The 13,752-nt window shown below is 62.8% G+C and carries 13 protein-coding genes and 1 pseudogene; 5 read left to right on the top strand and 9 right to left on the bottom strand.

Annotated features, from left to right (window positions below; translation table 11 throughout):
• Window positions 1-104: 104 nt before the first annotated feature.
• Together OKW40_RS04670 and OKW40_RS04665 are read right to left on the bottom strand one after the other, a co-directional pair.
• The gene (locus OKW40_RS04670; protein WP_018422469.1) at window positions 105-1,004 is read right to left on the bottom strand and encodes a branched-chain amino acid ABC transporter permease; all 900 of its coding nucleotides are present in this window, start codon (window positions 1,002-1,004) and stop codon (window positions 105-107) included.
• 25 nt (window positions 1,005-1,029) lie between these two features.
• Window positions 1,030-2,166 carry a branched-chain amino acid ABC transporter substrate-binding protein gene (locus OKW40_RS04665; protein ID WP_429488444.1) on the bottom strand — a complete coding sequence of 379 codons (1,137 nt, stop codon included), beginning with the start codon at window positions 2,164-2,166 and terminating at the stop codon, window positions 1,030-1,032.
• 376 nt (window positions 2,167-2,542) lie between these two features.
• On the opposite strand from OKW40_RS04665, the gene OKW40_RS04660 reads away from it, so the two are divergent.
• Window positions 2,543-3,319, top strand: coding sequence for a maleate cis-trans isomerase family protein (locus OKW40_RS04660; protein WP_429488442.1), 777 nt, complete (start codon window positions 2,543-2,545; stop codon window positions 3,317-3,319).
• Window positions 3,320-3,477: 158 nt separating this feature from the next.
• Here OKW40_RS04660 and OKW40_RS04655 read toward each other — a convergent pair whose 3' ends face one another.
• From OKW40_RS04655 to OKW40_RS04625, 7 genes are all read right to left on the bottom strand, one after another.
• The gene (locus OKW40_RS04655; RefSeq protein ID WP_090811862.1) at window positions 3,478-3,927 is read right to left on the bottom strand and encodes an SET domain-containing protein; all 450 of its coding nucleotides are present in this window, start codon (window positions 3,925-3,927) and stop codon (window positions 3,478-3,480) included.
• A 233-nt stretch (window positions 3,928-4,160) separates the two neighbouring features.
• Window positions 4,161-4,988: an ABC transporter permease gene (locus OKW40_RS04650; RefSeq protein WP_429488440.1), complete on the bottom strand. Its 828-nt coding sequence runs from the start codon at window positions 4,986-4,988 to the stop codon at window positions 4,161-4,163.
• 66 nt (window positions 4,989-5,054) lie between these two features.
• On the bottom strand, window positions 5,055-6,311 hold the full coding sequence (locus tag OKW40_RS04645) for an ABC transporter permease (RefSeq protein WP_184068497.1): 1,257 nt from the start codon (window positions 6,309-6,311) through the stop codon (window positions 5,055-5,057).
• Between the two features lie 39 nt (window positions 6,312-6,350).
• Window positions 6,351-7,406, bottom strand: coding sequence for an ABC transporter substrate-binding protein (locus OKW40_RS04640; protein WP_429488438.1), 1,056 nt, complete (start codon window positions 7,404-7,406; stop codon window positions 6,351-6,353).
• 2 nt (window positions 7,407-7,408) lie between these two features.
• Entirely contained in the window at window positions 7,409-8,614 is a 1,206-nt protein-coding gene (locus OKW40_RS04635) for an ABC transporter ATP-binding protein (RefSeq protein ID WP_429488436.1), read from the bottom strand.
• A gap of 43 nt (window positions 8,615-8,657) precedes the next feature.
• The gene (locus tag OKW40_RS04630; RefSeq protein ID WP_429488434.1) at window positions 8,658-9,809 is read right to left on the bottom strand and encodes an SRPBCC family protein; all 1,152 of its coding nucleotides are present in this window, start codon (window positions 9,807-9,809) and stop codon (window positions 8,658-8,660) included.
• Window positions 9,810-9,933: 124 nt separating this feature from the next.
• Complete coding sequence (locus tag OKW40_RS04625) at window positions 9,934-10,857, bottom strand: LysR family transcriptional regulator (protein WP_090811864.1); 924 nt, start codon at window positions 10,855-10,857, stop codon at window positions 9,934-9,936.
• A 178-nt stretch (window positions 10,858-11,035) separates the two neighbouring features.
• On the opposite strand from OKW40_RS04625, the gene OKW40_RS04620 reads away from it, so the two are divergent.
• From OKW40_RS04620 to OKW40_RS04605, 4 genes and pseudogenes are all read left to right on the top strand, one after another.
• Window positions 11,036-12,394: a flavin-containing monooxygenase gene (locus tag OKW40_RS04620; protein WP_429488431.1), complete on the top strand. Its 1,359-nt coding sequence runs from the start codon at window positions 11,036-11,038 to the stop codon at window positions 12,392-12,394.
• Window positions 12,394-12,825: a RidA family protein gene (locus OKW40_RS04615; RefSeq protein ID WP_184068482.1), complete on the top strand. Its 432-nt coding sequence runs from the start codon at window positions 12,394-12,396 to the stop codon at window positions 12,823-12,825. Before OKW40_RS04620 ends, OKW40_RS04615 begins: the two co-directional genes overlap by 1 nt.
• Window positions 12,826-12,835: 10 nt before the next feature.
• Window positions 12,836-13,513 carry a DUF1028 domain-containing protein gene (locus OKW40_RS04610; protein WP_429488429.1) on the top strand — a complete coding sequence of 226 codons (678 nt, stop codon included), beginning with the start codon at window positions 12,836-12,838 and terminating at the stop codon, window positions 13,511-13,513.
• A pseudogene (locus OKW40_RS04605) lies at window positions 13,506-13,733 on the top strand (acetylornithine deacetylase); the annotation flags it as partial. The gene OKW40_RS04610 and the pseudogene OKW40_RS04605, both read left to right, overlap by 8 nt.
• Window positions 13,734-13,752 lie beyond the last annotated feature (19 nt).

The following is a 13,752-nucleotide window of genomic DNA, read 5'->3' as shown; positions in this document are numbered from 1 at the left end:
ACGACATAGTTGCTGACGACAGCGGGCAGCGCCACGGCGGCGGCCAGCAGCGCACCGCCGAGAGGCCTGGCCCAACGCGCGGAGACCTGACTGGCGCTCATGGACTACATTCTCTCGACAACGCGTTCGCCGAACAGCCCGGTCGGCTTGATCACGAGCACGGCGATCAGCACGCCGAAGACGAACACGTCGGTCCATTGCGAAGAGACATAGCCCGCGCCGAAGGCTTCGAGCAGGCCAATCAGGATGCCGCCCGCCATCGCGCCCGGGATGTTGCCGATGCCGCCAAGCACGGCGGCGGTGAACGCGCGCAGGCCTAGCACGAAGCCCATGAAGAAATTGATCTGCGTGTAGTAAAGACCTTCCATGACGCCCGCCACGGCGGCCAGCACCGACCCGAGCAGAAAGGTGAGCTGGATCAGGCGTTCGACGTCGATGCCCATCAGACGCGCGGCGTCCTGATCGATTGCCAGCGCGCGCATCGCGGTGCCGAGGAAAGTGTGGTGAACGAAGAAATACAGTGCCAGCATCAGGGCCAGGCTCGTCACGATGATGCCGATCTGCGCGAAGGTGATCTGCACGCCGTGGAGTTCGAAGCCGGCCTGGCTCAGCACGTGCGGATAGGTGCGAAAGCCCGCGCCGTAGATCAGCAGCACCCCATTTTGCAGCGCCAGCGAGACGCCCAGCGCCGTAATCAGAATCGACAGCCGCGGCGCGCGCAGCAACGGCTGATACGCGAGCCGCTCGATCAGCAGGCCGAGCGCGCCTGTGACCGTCATGGCGGCCACAAGGGCGATCAGCAGCGCCAGGGCGAGCGGCAGATGCGCGGACGCAAGAACCATCAGACCGGTCCAGCCGATGAACGCGCCGACCATGAACAGGTCGCCATGAGCGAAGTTGATCAGCCGGATGATTCCGTAGACCATCGTGTAGCCGAGGGCGACGAGGGCATAGAACGAGCCGGTCGTCAGCCCTTCGATGACGAACTGGAAGAAGTCGCTCATGACGGGGCGGCGCGCGCAATGACGCCTACTTCATCGCCACCCAATGCCCGTTCGCTTCCTGCCGCTGGTAGGGCTCGAACTTGTCGTTGTGCACGATGATGGTGATGTACACAGCTTTACTGCGGTCCCCCTTCGAATTGAAGGCAATCGTTCCGGTCGCGCCCGGGTAGTTCGAGATCTTGTGCAGAGCCGCGGTGATCGCGGCAGGCTGGGCCGATTTTGCGTCCGCGATGGCTTTGGCCGTGACTCCGACAGCGTCGTATTCATAGACCGAGTACGGTCCCGGCGCTTGCCCGTAAGCCTTCGTATAGTCATCGACGTAGGCGTGCGCGCCGCTCAGGAACTGCGCGAGCGGTGCCGTCGTGATGATCATGCCGTCGGCGGCGGGACCGGCCGTCTTCATCAGGGTGGGGTCATTGGTGGCGTCGCCGCCCATGAAGGTCATTTTCAGACCCAGTTGCCGCGCCTCCTTGACCAGCAGGCCGGCTTCGGAGAAATAGCCTGTGTAGTAGATCACGTCAGGCTTCAGTGAGGAGACCCGCGTGAGCGTCGGTGAATAGTCCATCTGTCCGGGCGTGATCGAATTGGCGTACACGACATCGACACCGTCCTTCTTCAGGGCTTGCACGGTGTTCTGGGCGAGGCCTTTGGAATAGGTCGTGTTGTCGTCGATCACCGCCACGCGCTTCGCGTGCAGAACGTCTTTCATGAAGCTTGCCGCGAATGGGCCCTGCTGGTCGTCACGGCCGATCGTGCGGAACACGTTGTCGTACCCCATCTCGGTCAGTTGCGGATTCGTCGACGCATCCAGCACGTAGGGAATCCCGGCGCGATGAAAGGTTGTCGATTCCGGCAGCGCCGCGCTTGAGCAATATCCGCCCGCTACCGCGACAACGCCCGCATCGACGAGTTTCTGTGCCGCCTGCACCGCGGTCTGCGCATCACAGGCGTCGTCCTCGGGCACCAGCTCGATCTGCTTGCCGAGCACGCCACCGGCCGCGTTGATTCTGGCGGCGGCGAGCTTCGCGCCATTGACAATATCCGTGCCGGCATTGGCACTGCTGCCCGACAGCGGAACGGGCACGCCGATCTTGATGGTGGCGCCCTGGCTTAGCGCCGAACCGGGAGCCATGCCGACAAGCAGGGCCACGGCGGCCGCCATGCCCGCAAAGGCCGTTTGCCGCGAGCCCCGCTTTGCACCGGACCAGCCAATCGTCTGAGCAAACATGTTAGAGACTCCTTATTGTGAGAGGGATCGGACGATCCGCCACACGGGTATACCGGTGACATCGGAAAGCGGACGGAAATGGGGCGATTGCGTGTGATTCATACCCACCAGGTCAACGGCGTGACTGCTGGTTTCACCGGAGCGCTGACACTAAAGCGCTTCTTTCATGATAGAAGCCGGTGTGCGTTGGACGGTATAGGGTATTTGCGTATAAACCATTACACAAAGGCGCCGGCAATCCCCTACCTTTAAGAGGCAGTGACGACAGAGACTCGCGAGCCCGAACGCGACATGACAGGACGACTCCGAAATGAGTGCGATTGCACCGCATGACGACGTGTACACGAAGCTCGATTTCACGCTGGACGACGGCATCGGCCGTCGTGCCGCGATTGGGCTCGTGGTGCTCGCCACCGATCATACGATCGAGCATGAGTGGCGGGGCTTGCTGACGCAGGACGGCGTGGCGTTCTACGAAAGCCGTGTGTATAACTCGGCGGACATCACGCCCGAACGGCTAGCGGAAATGGAGGACCGTATTGCACCGGCGGTCGCGCTGATCCGTCCGGCCGAGCGTATCGATGTGGTGGCGTTTGGCTGCACGTCCGCGTCGATGGTGATTGGGGAGGAAAAGGTGTTCGCGCGGATTCGCGAAGCGCGTGCGGACGCCGCGTGCACTACGCCGATCACCGCGGCGCTGGCGGCGCTTCGCGCACTTGGCGTCCAACGTACGGCCCTGCTTACTCCCTATGTGCGTTCGATCAACGAATACATGCGCGACTATATCGAGTCGCGCGGTCACGGCATTACGCGCGTGGCGTCGTTCGAGCATGCGAACGATAACGAAGTGGCGCGGATCGATGCGGCGTCATTGCGAACTGGTGTTGAGCGACTTGCGCGCAATCGTGACGTGGACGCGATTTTCGTATCGTGCACGAGCTTGCGCATCGCCGGGTTGATTCCGGAGCTGGAGGGGGCGATCGGCAAGCCGGTGATATCGAGCAACTACGCGATGGCGTGGCACGCGTTGCGGCTCGCCGGCGTGGGAGATTGCGAGCCTCATCTTGGGCGGCTGTTCGCGCTGTGACGTTGTACCTTGAAATGCGACGCGGCGCGACGGGGCGACCATGCGGCGATCGACGCCGAGGCCATGTTCCAGACATCGACGCGGACCACAGACGCGGCAGGCGCGTTGGATGAACCGCCGCAGGAATCGCTCATCGAAGCGTCTGCGCGGCGGCAGGACTACGACGACTGTCCGTCATTTCCCAGCATGGTTCGACGACATGCCGGCGCGCCGCAATGACACGCGTACTGGGCGCGAATGTCGTCGGTGACCGCGCCGTCCACTGACAGACCGTAATTGATGAAAAGCTCCTCCCCGGGTGCGATCGTGGCGAGCGCATGAATGAACACCCGGTCGCCCGTCTCGATGGCCTCGCAGTTGGGGGCGCACGCATGGTTCAGAAAGCGGGCGCTGTTGCCGCCGCGGCTGCCGTCGATCACTCGTCCGCTGGACAGCCCAAACACGAAGGTGTGGCCCGCGTCGGCTCGCTGACGGGCGGCGGCGCGCCGCCAGCTGGTCACTTCCCCCTTGTACTCGATCACCCGTTCGCCCGGGGCGATCGGCTGCAGGGCAAACAGTCCCATGCCATGCACTGGTGAGCGTCGTGCGGTGATGCGTCGCAATCGCATGTTGTCGTTTCCTTCGCGACCCTCGGTCGTTGCATGTGGTTGAGCGGCGATGCGAAGCATATCGCCACACAGTCAGGCGCTCAATATTTTTCTTTTTAAAAGCGCAACTAACGGCCAAGGACGGACCGCGCCAAGGGTTCCGGCTTTGCCGCAACGAGGCTGGCAACGGTCGACGGTTACAGGGAGGTCGTCAAGTCGCATGTCCACGGCATCACGCTGGCACAACAGCCGGCTCAGCCAAACGAGCGGCTGGCCGCCGCTGCGCGCTTGCGCAACCAGTTCATGCAGGCGAACAGGGCGATGGCGAACGCCATCAGCAGTGTGGCCACGGCAAGGATCGACGGGTCGATCTGGTCACGGATGCCACTCCACATCTGCCGCGGCACGGTGCGCTGCTCGGGGCCGCCAATGAACAGAATGACGATCACTTCGTCGAACGACGTCGCGAATGCGAACACACTGCCCGTTGCGACGGCGGGCGTGATCAGCGGGAGCGTGACGCGACGAAACGCGACCCACGGCTGCGCGCCCAGCCCCGAGGCAGCCCGAAGCAGGCTTTGATCGAACGAAAGAAGCGAAGCCGTCACGGTGATCACCACGAAGGGCGTACCGAGCGCGGCATGCGCAAGCACGACGCCGAGATACGAATTGACCAGGCCGAGCGGCGAAAAGACCAGATAAAACCCTGCCGCGACGACAACGATAGGCACGATCATCGGCGACACGATGATCGGCATGATGATCGAGCGGTAAGGAAACTGCGTGCGGCTCAAGCCGAGCGCGGCGAGCGTGCCGAGCACCGTCGCGATCAGCGTCGACGCCGCGCCGATGCCGATGCTGTTCGCCAACGCGCGTTGCCAGTCCGGCGAACTCAGCGCCTGCGCGTACCAGCGCAGCGAGAAGCCCTGCATCGGGTACGAGAAGAATGAGCCGGAGTTGAACGACAGCGGCACGATCGCGAGGATCGGCGCGACGAGGAAAAAGAAAATGAGCGTGCAATGCACGCGTAGTCCCGCGCCCGCGATGCGTTCCGAGAGTAGCCGGGTTCGTCCGTCTTTCATCTGAGTCTGCCTGTTGATCAACCATACGAAGGAGCGACAACCCATTAGCGTCGGTTGCGCGGCGCGTTAGCCGAAGCGCAAGCGGTCGATACCGACCAGCCGGTTGAAGATGAAATAGAACACCGCCGTGAATGCGATCAGATAGCACGACAACGCACCCGCGAGTCCCCAGTTGAGCTGATCGTTGGTCTGCGACGCGATCAGCTGGCTGATCATTTCGTCGCCGGCGCCGCCTAGCAGGGCGGGGGTGATGTAATAACCGAGCGCGAGCACGAACACGAGAAAACATCCCGCGCCGACACCCGGCAGCGTTTGCGGAATATACACTCGCACGAAGGCCACAGCCGGATGCGCGCCGAGGGATTTCGCCGCCCGCATGTACACGGGCGGGACACCTTTCATCACCGAAAAGATCGCGAGGATCATGTATGGCAGCAGGATGTGCGTCATGCCGATCAACACACCCGTGCGATTGAAAATAAGCGGTAACGGATGATTGATGAGCCCAAAGCGGAGCAACGCGCCGTTGATTACACCACCTGGTTGCAGCAGCACATACCACGCGGTGGTCCGCACCAGCAGCGAGGTCCAGAACGGTACGATCACGAAGAGGATCAGCCGGTTGCTCTGGTCCTCCGGCAATGTCGCGAGCAGATACGCCACGGGATAACCCAGCACCAGGCACAGCAGCGTGACCGTCGCACTGATCGTGACCGTGCGTCCGAAGGCCGCGCGGAAGATGGCGCTGTCCGCCGCGACGGACGTCACCGAGCCATCGGGCGCGACTTGCGCGTCGACGGCGTTCAGCAAATAGTCGGGCGTGGGCGAGATCGACGCACGCTTGAGGAGCCGCCAGGTTTCCGGTGTGTTCCAGCGTTCATCCAGATCGATCAGGGCGGGCTTCCATTGCGCGGGCGTTTGCGAACGTGTGGCACGCGCCGTCTTGAACAGCAGGCTGCGGAACTCTGGTTGAGAGAAGTTCATGCGTCGCGCGATATTGCCGAGCTGGCCGGATTCGCTGGCGTCCTTCAGGTCGTGCGCGAGTGCGGCAAAGGCCGGTTCGCCGGGTACGCCCGCACCGTCCCATCCGGCCAACGCCGTGCTCAATTGCGGCATGCCGGCGCGCACTTCAGGGTTTCGCACGCTGCGCGCGAGCAGGCTCGCGATCGGCGCGACGAACGTCACCAGCAGAAAGATGAGCAACGGCAAAGCCAGCAGCAACGCGCGCAGCGCGGCCTTGCGGCGCGCGGCGCGAAACGACTCGCGGTTCGCGGCCTGCGGGCCGCGGCCAAAAGGGGCGGTGGATGGCAGCTGCGTGTTCATCGTGCTCGATCTCCCGGGTGACGTTCGTTCGATCTGGCGCTACTGCGCCAGCCAGTTCTGGAACCGCTTGTTGATCGCATCCGCGTTGTCGGCCCAGAACGTCGCGTTGATTTGCAGCGGGCGTTTGAAGTTCTCCGGCGCTGTCGGCAGATCGTTCAGACGCGCCTTGTCGATCAGCGGAATGGCGTCCTTGCGCGGCGGCGCGTACGCGATGTACTTCGACAGGTCCGCATAGGCCTGCGGTGTCGAGGATGCGACGATGAACTTCCGCGCCGCGTCGGCATGCTTCGCGCCGTTGACCACGGCCCACCATTCGTAGTCGTACACCTGTGCATCCCAGACGATCTTGAAGGGCTTCTTGTCCTTGTGCACGGCGTCGTCGATGCGGCCGTTGTACGCCTGCGTCATGACGACCGCGCCGTCGGCGAGCAGTTGCGGCGCCTGCGCACCCGCCTCCCACCAGACGATGCTCGGCTTGATCGTGTCGAGCTTCTTGAACGCGCGGTCGACGCCAGCCGGCGTGGAGAGGGTCTTGTACACGTCCTTGGGTGCAACGCCATCGGCGATTAAGGCCCATTCCATCGCGACCTTCGGCGACTTGCGCATGCCGCGCTTGCCCGGGTACTTGTTGAGGTCGAAGAAGTCGTTGATGGTAGTAGGCGCAGATTTCAGCTTGCTGGTGTCATACGCATAGACGGTGGACCATACCATCGCCGCGACGGCGCAATCACTGATCGAGCCCGGCAGGAAGTCACTGGTGTTGCCGAGCAACTTCTTGTCGAACTTGGCGATGAGGCCTTCGTCGCACGCGGTGATTGCGTCGTTGGTTTCGAGGTCGATCAGATCCCAGGTCGGGTTCTTCGACTGTTCCATCGCTTGCAGTTTGGCGAGGCCGCCATCGTAGGACTCGGTGGAGAACTGGTCGCCGGTTTTCGCAGTGAACGGTTCGAACCATGCCTTTTTCGCGGCAGCTTCATACGCACCGCCAAAGGTGACGACGGAAATCGTTTCGGCCGCGTGAACCGTGGCCGTGGCAAACACCCCGAGCGCGCACGCCGCGAATGTGGTCCGGAATAACGAGAGTGTGGTCTTCATTTCTAGTTGGCTCCTGCGATAAGTGGCGAGGCGGACGAGGGAACGGCAACAGTGGAATAGTCGGCGCCGCCGGACGCGGCGGCGGATTGCGGCGCGGCCGCCATTGCTGGCAGCACCTTGCAGTCGTCGCGTCGCCAGGTCACGGCGGTCTGACGGCCGAGCGCGGGCAGGTCATGGTGCTGTGTGTTCGGCAGCTTGACGACCATGCTTTCGCCATGGCCGAGCTTCAGATGCACGCGATGATGATCGCCGCAGTAAACGAGTTCCTCGACAAGCGCGTGCACGATGTTCATGTTCTGCCGGGTCGCTTCCTGCACGGCGTCCGGCGTCGCCGCGATGTGCGCGCGCTCGGGACGCAGCGCCAGCACCGCCGTGTCGCCCGACGCGAGCCCCGCGCCTGGGCGTCCGCGCACAGTGCTGCCGTCGGCCAGCTGCATCGCAGCCCATTCCCCGCCGTCGGAATCGACGCGACCGGTCAGTCCATTGTTCTCGCCGACGAAATTGGCAACGAACGCATTCGCTGCGTTTTCGTAGAGTTCGGTCGGTGCGGCGGCCTGCTGGATGCGTCCATCGGAAAACACGGCGACGCGGTCCGACATCGTCAACGCTTCGTTCTGGTCGTGGGTCACGTAGACGATCGTCAGCGACAGTTCGCGATGCAGCCGCATGATTTCGTATTGCATGGTTTCACGCAGGCGCTTGTCGAGCGCGCCAAGCGGCTCGTCCATCAGCACCACGCTCGGCTCGAAAACCAGCGCGCGGGCAAGCGCAACGCGCTGCTGCTGACCACCGGACAGTTGCGACGGACGCCGCCCCGCCAGATGCGATAACTCCACCATGTCCAGCACGCGCGTCACGCGCGTTTTCTGTTCGCTACGGCTTATCTTGCGCACCGACAGCGGAAACGCGACGTTCTCGGCAATCGTCATGTGCGGGAACAGCGCATAGTTCTGAAACACCATGCCAATATCGCGCCGATGCGGCGGCTTGTCGTCCAGACGCTTGCCGCCGAGGCGGATTTCACCGCGCGTCGGCGCTTCGAATCCCGCGAGCATCATCAGTGTCGTGGTCTTGCCGGAACCGGACGGACCGAGCAGCGAAACGAATTCACCGTGCGCGACATCGAGATCGAGTCCCTCGACGACGCTATGCACGCCGTCGTATGACTTGCTGACGCCGTCGAACGAAATAAATGGGTGGCTTGACATGAGTAACTCGGCAGAGTGTTGGCGGTCCACGTGGGGCGGCGAATCACTTCGCGCCCAGGCGTCCCGCCAGATAGCGGGCGAAGTCGTAATTCGGCCGTTCCAGAGGGCTCAGATGGCCAGGCTTCGCGAGTGGCGCGTGCACGCCGCGAAACACGGCCTCGACGCCGCGCCGGTCCTCGGCGTTGACTTCGTCGAGCAGCGTCTTCAGCGTAGCCATGTAATCGGCGGCCCGCGGATCGTCGACGAAATCCGGTGCGAGGCCGCCGCCGAAGCGGATATGCACGCGGCCGACGCCCCGCGGCTGCAGGATCAGATACCAGAAGTAGCCGGGCGTCAGCGTGATCAGGTGTGTCGGGTAGATCGCCAGCAGCGCGGTGGTACGGCGCCAGTGCCCTTGCAGACGTGTATTGCTGGGATGCGCGTTGCCGATCGGCAGCGACGCTTCCTTGGTGATCCAGTGATAGTTGAACGCGGGCAAGCCCGGCGGACATTCCATTTCTTCGAGCTTCGAGTGCGGCCCGACCGTTGCGCGATGCAGCATCGGCAAGTGGTAGCTCTCCATGAAATTTTCCGCGAGGATCTTCCAGTTGGTGTCCCACACGTGCTCTTCGTGGAAGGTCTCGACGTAGTCGCTCATGCCGTACGGCTCGATCAGCTTCGTCAGCCCGGACAAATGTGATTCCACCGAAGGCGCATGCGCGTTGAGCGTTACGTAGATCCAGCCTTGCCACGTCTCGCAGCGCACGGCAGGCAGCTTGTATTGTTCCTTGCAAAAGCCCGGCTGCCGATCCATCAACGGCGCGCCCGCGAGCGAACCATCGAGCGTGTAGTTCCATGCGTGATAGGGGCACACGATCCGGCGCACGTTGCCGCGCCCTTCAAGCAATACCGACATCCGGTGCAGGCAAACATTCGAGAATGCGCGCAACGCACCGCTCGCATCGCGCAGCACGAACACCGGCTGGTCGTCGATTTGCGCGGTCAGATAGTCGCCGCACTGTGCGAGCGCGCTCGCGCGGCCCACGCACAACCACTCGTTGCGAAACACGTCGCGCCGTTCGAGCGCGAGAAACGCCTCCGACGTGTAGACGGCCGGCGGCATTGCGTGCGCATCCCCGAACGGACGCTCGCAGTTCTCGCGCAGGGCGCGAACGATGTCGAGCTCAGTGTCCGTCGACTGAAGAATGGCTGACATAGGGGGCCCCCCATCAGTGTGTGCATCCGATGAGCACCAATCTAACAATCCAAATTGCTAGGTAAAATATTGTTTTTGCATGCAGTGCATAGCTCAAGCCTATGCCGAGAGGCTTTCGGGACCGCTAACCGATGTGGAGGCGCCGAATATACGTTTCACAGAATGCCGAGAAGCGCTTCACAACCTCGCGCGGCTTGACGGCGCCCGATAGTGCGATGCCAAGCGTCGTCGCATTGACGCTTTCCTTGAAATGTTTAATCACGAAGTCTTCGCCGTCCACTGTCCGGGTCGACTTCAGCGGGAAGTTGAGTATGCTGTAACCCAAGCCGTTGGCAACCATGCCACGCACCACTTCAGGCTGTGACGACCGGAAAGCCGCGGTCGGGCGGCTGCCGACTGCGTCGAACAGCGCGGAGAAGTACTCGCGGCTATGCGGAAGGTCCAGCATCACATAGGGCTCGGGCAGCAGATCGGCCAGCGACACTTTGCGAGCCCGTGCAAGCCTGTGTGTTTTAGGCAGGATGACATACGGTGGCAGCGAAAGCAGCGGGGTAAACGCGATTCCATCGGCGATATCGAGGCTGTAGGTCAGCGCGATATCGAGCGAGCCGTCGCGCAGGCCGCTCAAAAGCGTGTCCTGATGCGCTTCCGTCGTACGGAAGGTGACCGCCGGATAGTCCCGCACGAAGCGGCTGATGATGCCTGGCATCAGCGGCGGGGCCAGCGACACCATGCAGCCCAGCGAGATGGAGCCCGACATGCCGCCATCGATTTCCTTCGCGGTCAGCTGCAATTCTTCGGCGTTCTGAAGCAGATTGCGAGCGTGGCCGAGCAGATCGCGGCCCGGTTGCGTGAGCGACAGCCCGCTGGCGTGATGGCGGATGAACAGTTGGACGCCGAACGATTCCTCCAGATCCGCGAGCGACGTCGAGATAGACGGCTGCGAAATGTGCAGGCGCTTTGCCGCGGCGGTGAACGAAAGCGTCTCGGCCGTGACGACAAAATACCTGAGCTGACGCAACGAGTAGCGTATCGAGTTGCCGTCCATCAGTTGCTCCGTGTTCGGTCGAACCGATTGTCGCTCGCCAATTGTCGATTGCATAGCGAAAAACGATGCAAAGCATTTTTAAAATATAGTTTTTGTTGCCCGCCGCGCGGCGTACATTCTGTCCGACCGAAGAGAGAGAGTGACCTGAATCCAGAGCGCTTTTCAGAAGGAGAAGGCCATGTCGGCTGAACAATTGTCGATCGACACGCTGGTCATAGGCGCGGGTCAGGCTGGCGTGGCAATGAGCGAACACCTGAGCAAACTCGGCGTACCCCATCTCGTGCTGGAGCGCGACCGCATTGCCGAACGCTGGCGTACCTGCCGCTGGGATTCACTGGTCGCCAATGGTCCCGCCTGGCACGACCGCTTCCCTAACATGGAGTTCGAAGGACTCGATCCTGATGGGTTCGCCGCCAAGGATCAGGTCGCCGATTACTTCGAGGCCTATGCGCGCAAGTTCGATGCGCCGATCCGCACGGGCGTCGAAGTCACGAGCGTCGAGCGTCTGAAGGGCCGGGCAGGATTTACGGTCGCAACGTCCAATGGCACGATCGAAGCCCGTCGCGTGGTCGTTGCGACGGGGCCGTTCCAGCGGCCCGTCATTCCCCCCATCGCGCCACAGGACGTCGAGATCACGCAGCTTCATTCGGCCCACTATCGGAACCCGGCGCAGCTGCCCGAAGGGGCGGTGCTCGTGGTTGGCGCGGGTTCGTCCGGCGTGCAGATCGCGGACGAACTGCAACGCGCGGGCCGCAAGGTTTATCTGTCCGTCGGTGCGCATGACCGTCCGCCGCGCGCCTATCGCGGTCGCGATTTCTGCTGGTGGCTGGGTGTACTCGGCGAATGGGACAAGGAAGTCGCCGTGCCGGGACGCGAGCATGTGACCATTGCCGTCAGCGGCGCGTACGGCGGCCAGACCATCGATTTTCGCAGGCTCGCTCATCAGGGCATGACGCTGGTCGGCACGACGAAATCGTTCACGAATGGCGTTGCGACCTTCGAACAGGACCTCGCCGCCAATCTGAAGCGTGGCGACGAAAACCTGATGTCGCTACTGGACGCGGCCGACGACTACGTCGAGCGCAACGGCGTGGACCTGCCGCAAGACCCCGACGCACGCCTGATTCCACCAGACCCGGAGTGCGTGACGCATCCGCTCCCGGAACTGGATCTTAAGAAGGCGGGTGTGAGCACGATCATTTGGGCCACCGGCTATGCCGTCGATTTCAGCTGGCTGCACGTGAACGCATTCGACGATACGGGCAAGCCGCAGCATCAGCGCGGTGTATCGAAGGAACCCGGCGTGTATTTCCTCGGCTTGCCGTGGTTGTCGCGGCGCGCGTCGTCGTTTATCTGGGGCGTCTGGCACGACGCAAAGCACATCGCCGATCACATCGTCACGCAGCGCAAATACCTCGCGTATCGCGACGCGTCGCAGCGTCGGCAGGACGCGCGCGGCGTGCACGGCGCGAATCCAACCGACACCGCGTGCGACGAATCGCACGCGCCGAAGACCAAAGAAGTGGGAGTGAACTGATGCCTACGCATACCCGCATCCGCATGTTCAATACGAAGGATACGTACCCGAACCAGTCGCTCGATAACGATCTTTGCCAGGCGGTTCGCGCGGGCAATACGGTCTATGTGCGCGGCCAGGTCGGTACGGATTTCGACGGCAACCTGGTCGGTCTCGGCGATCCGGGCGCGCAGGCCGAGCAGGCGATGAAGAACGTCAAGCAACTTCTCGAGGAAGCCGGCAGCGACCTGTCGCATATCGTCAAGACGACGACTTACATCACTGATCCTCGTTATCGCGAGCCGGTGTACCAGGAAGTCGGCAAGTGGCTGAAGGGCGTGTATCCGATTTCGACGGGGCTGTGCGTCAGCGCGCTCGGCCAGCCGCAATGGCTGATGGAAATCGACGTGATCGCCGTGATTCCGGACAACTGGAAGCCATCTCAGGCGTGAGGAGCTACCCATGACATTCTCGATCGTCGGACGTTGTGGCAAGACCGGTCAGCTCGGTATCGCGATCAGTTCGTCGAGCATTGCGGTGGGTGCGAGGTGTCCGTGGGCGCGCGCGGGCGTCGGTGCGGTGGCGACGCAGAACGTGACGCTGCCCGCGCTCGGGCCGCAGATTCTCGATCTGCTGGAAAGTGGGCGTATCGCGGCGGATACGGCGCTCGAACGGGCGCTAGGCGCGAGCGAATGGAGCGAATACCGGCAGGTGACGGTGGTCGACAGTGAGGGGCGGACCGCGATGTTCACCGGCAAGGAAGCACTCGGCGTGCATCACGCCGTCGCGGGAAATCAGTGTGTGGCAGCGGGCAATCTGCTCGCCGGCAAGCCGGTGATCGACGCGATGGTGAAAGCGTTCGAGAGCGCACAAGGCGCGCTCGCCGATCGCCTGCTGCACGCGATGCATGCGGCCGTCGAAGCTGGCGGAGAAGCAGGGCCCGTGCATTCGGCGGCTCTGAAGATCGTCGATACACACGTCTGGCCGAGCGTCGATCTGCGTGTCGATTGGGCCGACGACGATCCGATCGGCAAACTTGCCGCCCTTTGGCAAGCGTATCGGCCGCAGATGCGGGACTACATCGCACGCGCGTTGAATCCAACCGCGGCGCCGAGCTACGGAGTGCCCGGCGATGAGTGAGTTGTCGAGCCGTGCGCTGCTCGAACGGCTGATCGGTTTTGCGACTGTCAGCCGCGACTCCAATCTGGAACTGATCGGCTTCGTGCAGCAATACCTCGCGGATCCAGGTGTGGACAGCGAGCTGTTCCATAACGCCGAGCGTACCAAGGCCAACCTGTTCGCCACGATCGGTCCGCGAGAGCGTGGTGGCATCGGGCTGTCCGGGCATACCGATGGTGTGACGCGATGTTCGCTCGCCT

It is taken from the genome of Paraburkholderia sp. RAU6.4a (assembly GCF_050435625.1).
Taxonomy (GTDB): Bacteria; Pseudomonadota; Gammaproteobacteria; order Burkholderiales; family Burkholderiaceae; genus Paraburkholderia; species Paraburkholderia tuberum.
The sequence above is the reverse complement of the archived record's forward strand: the minus strand, read 5'-3'. Positions and strand labels throughout refer to the sequence as shown.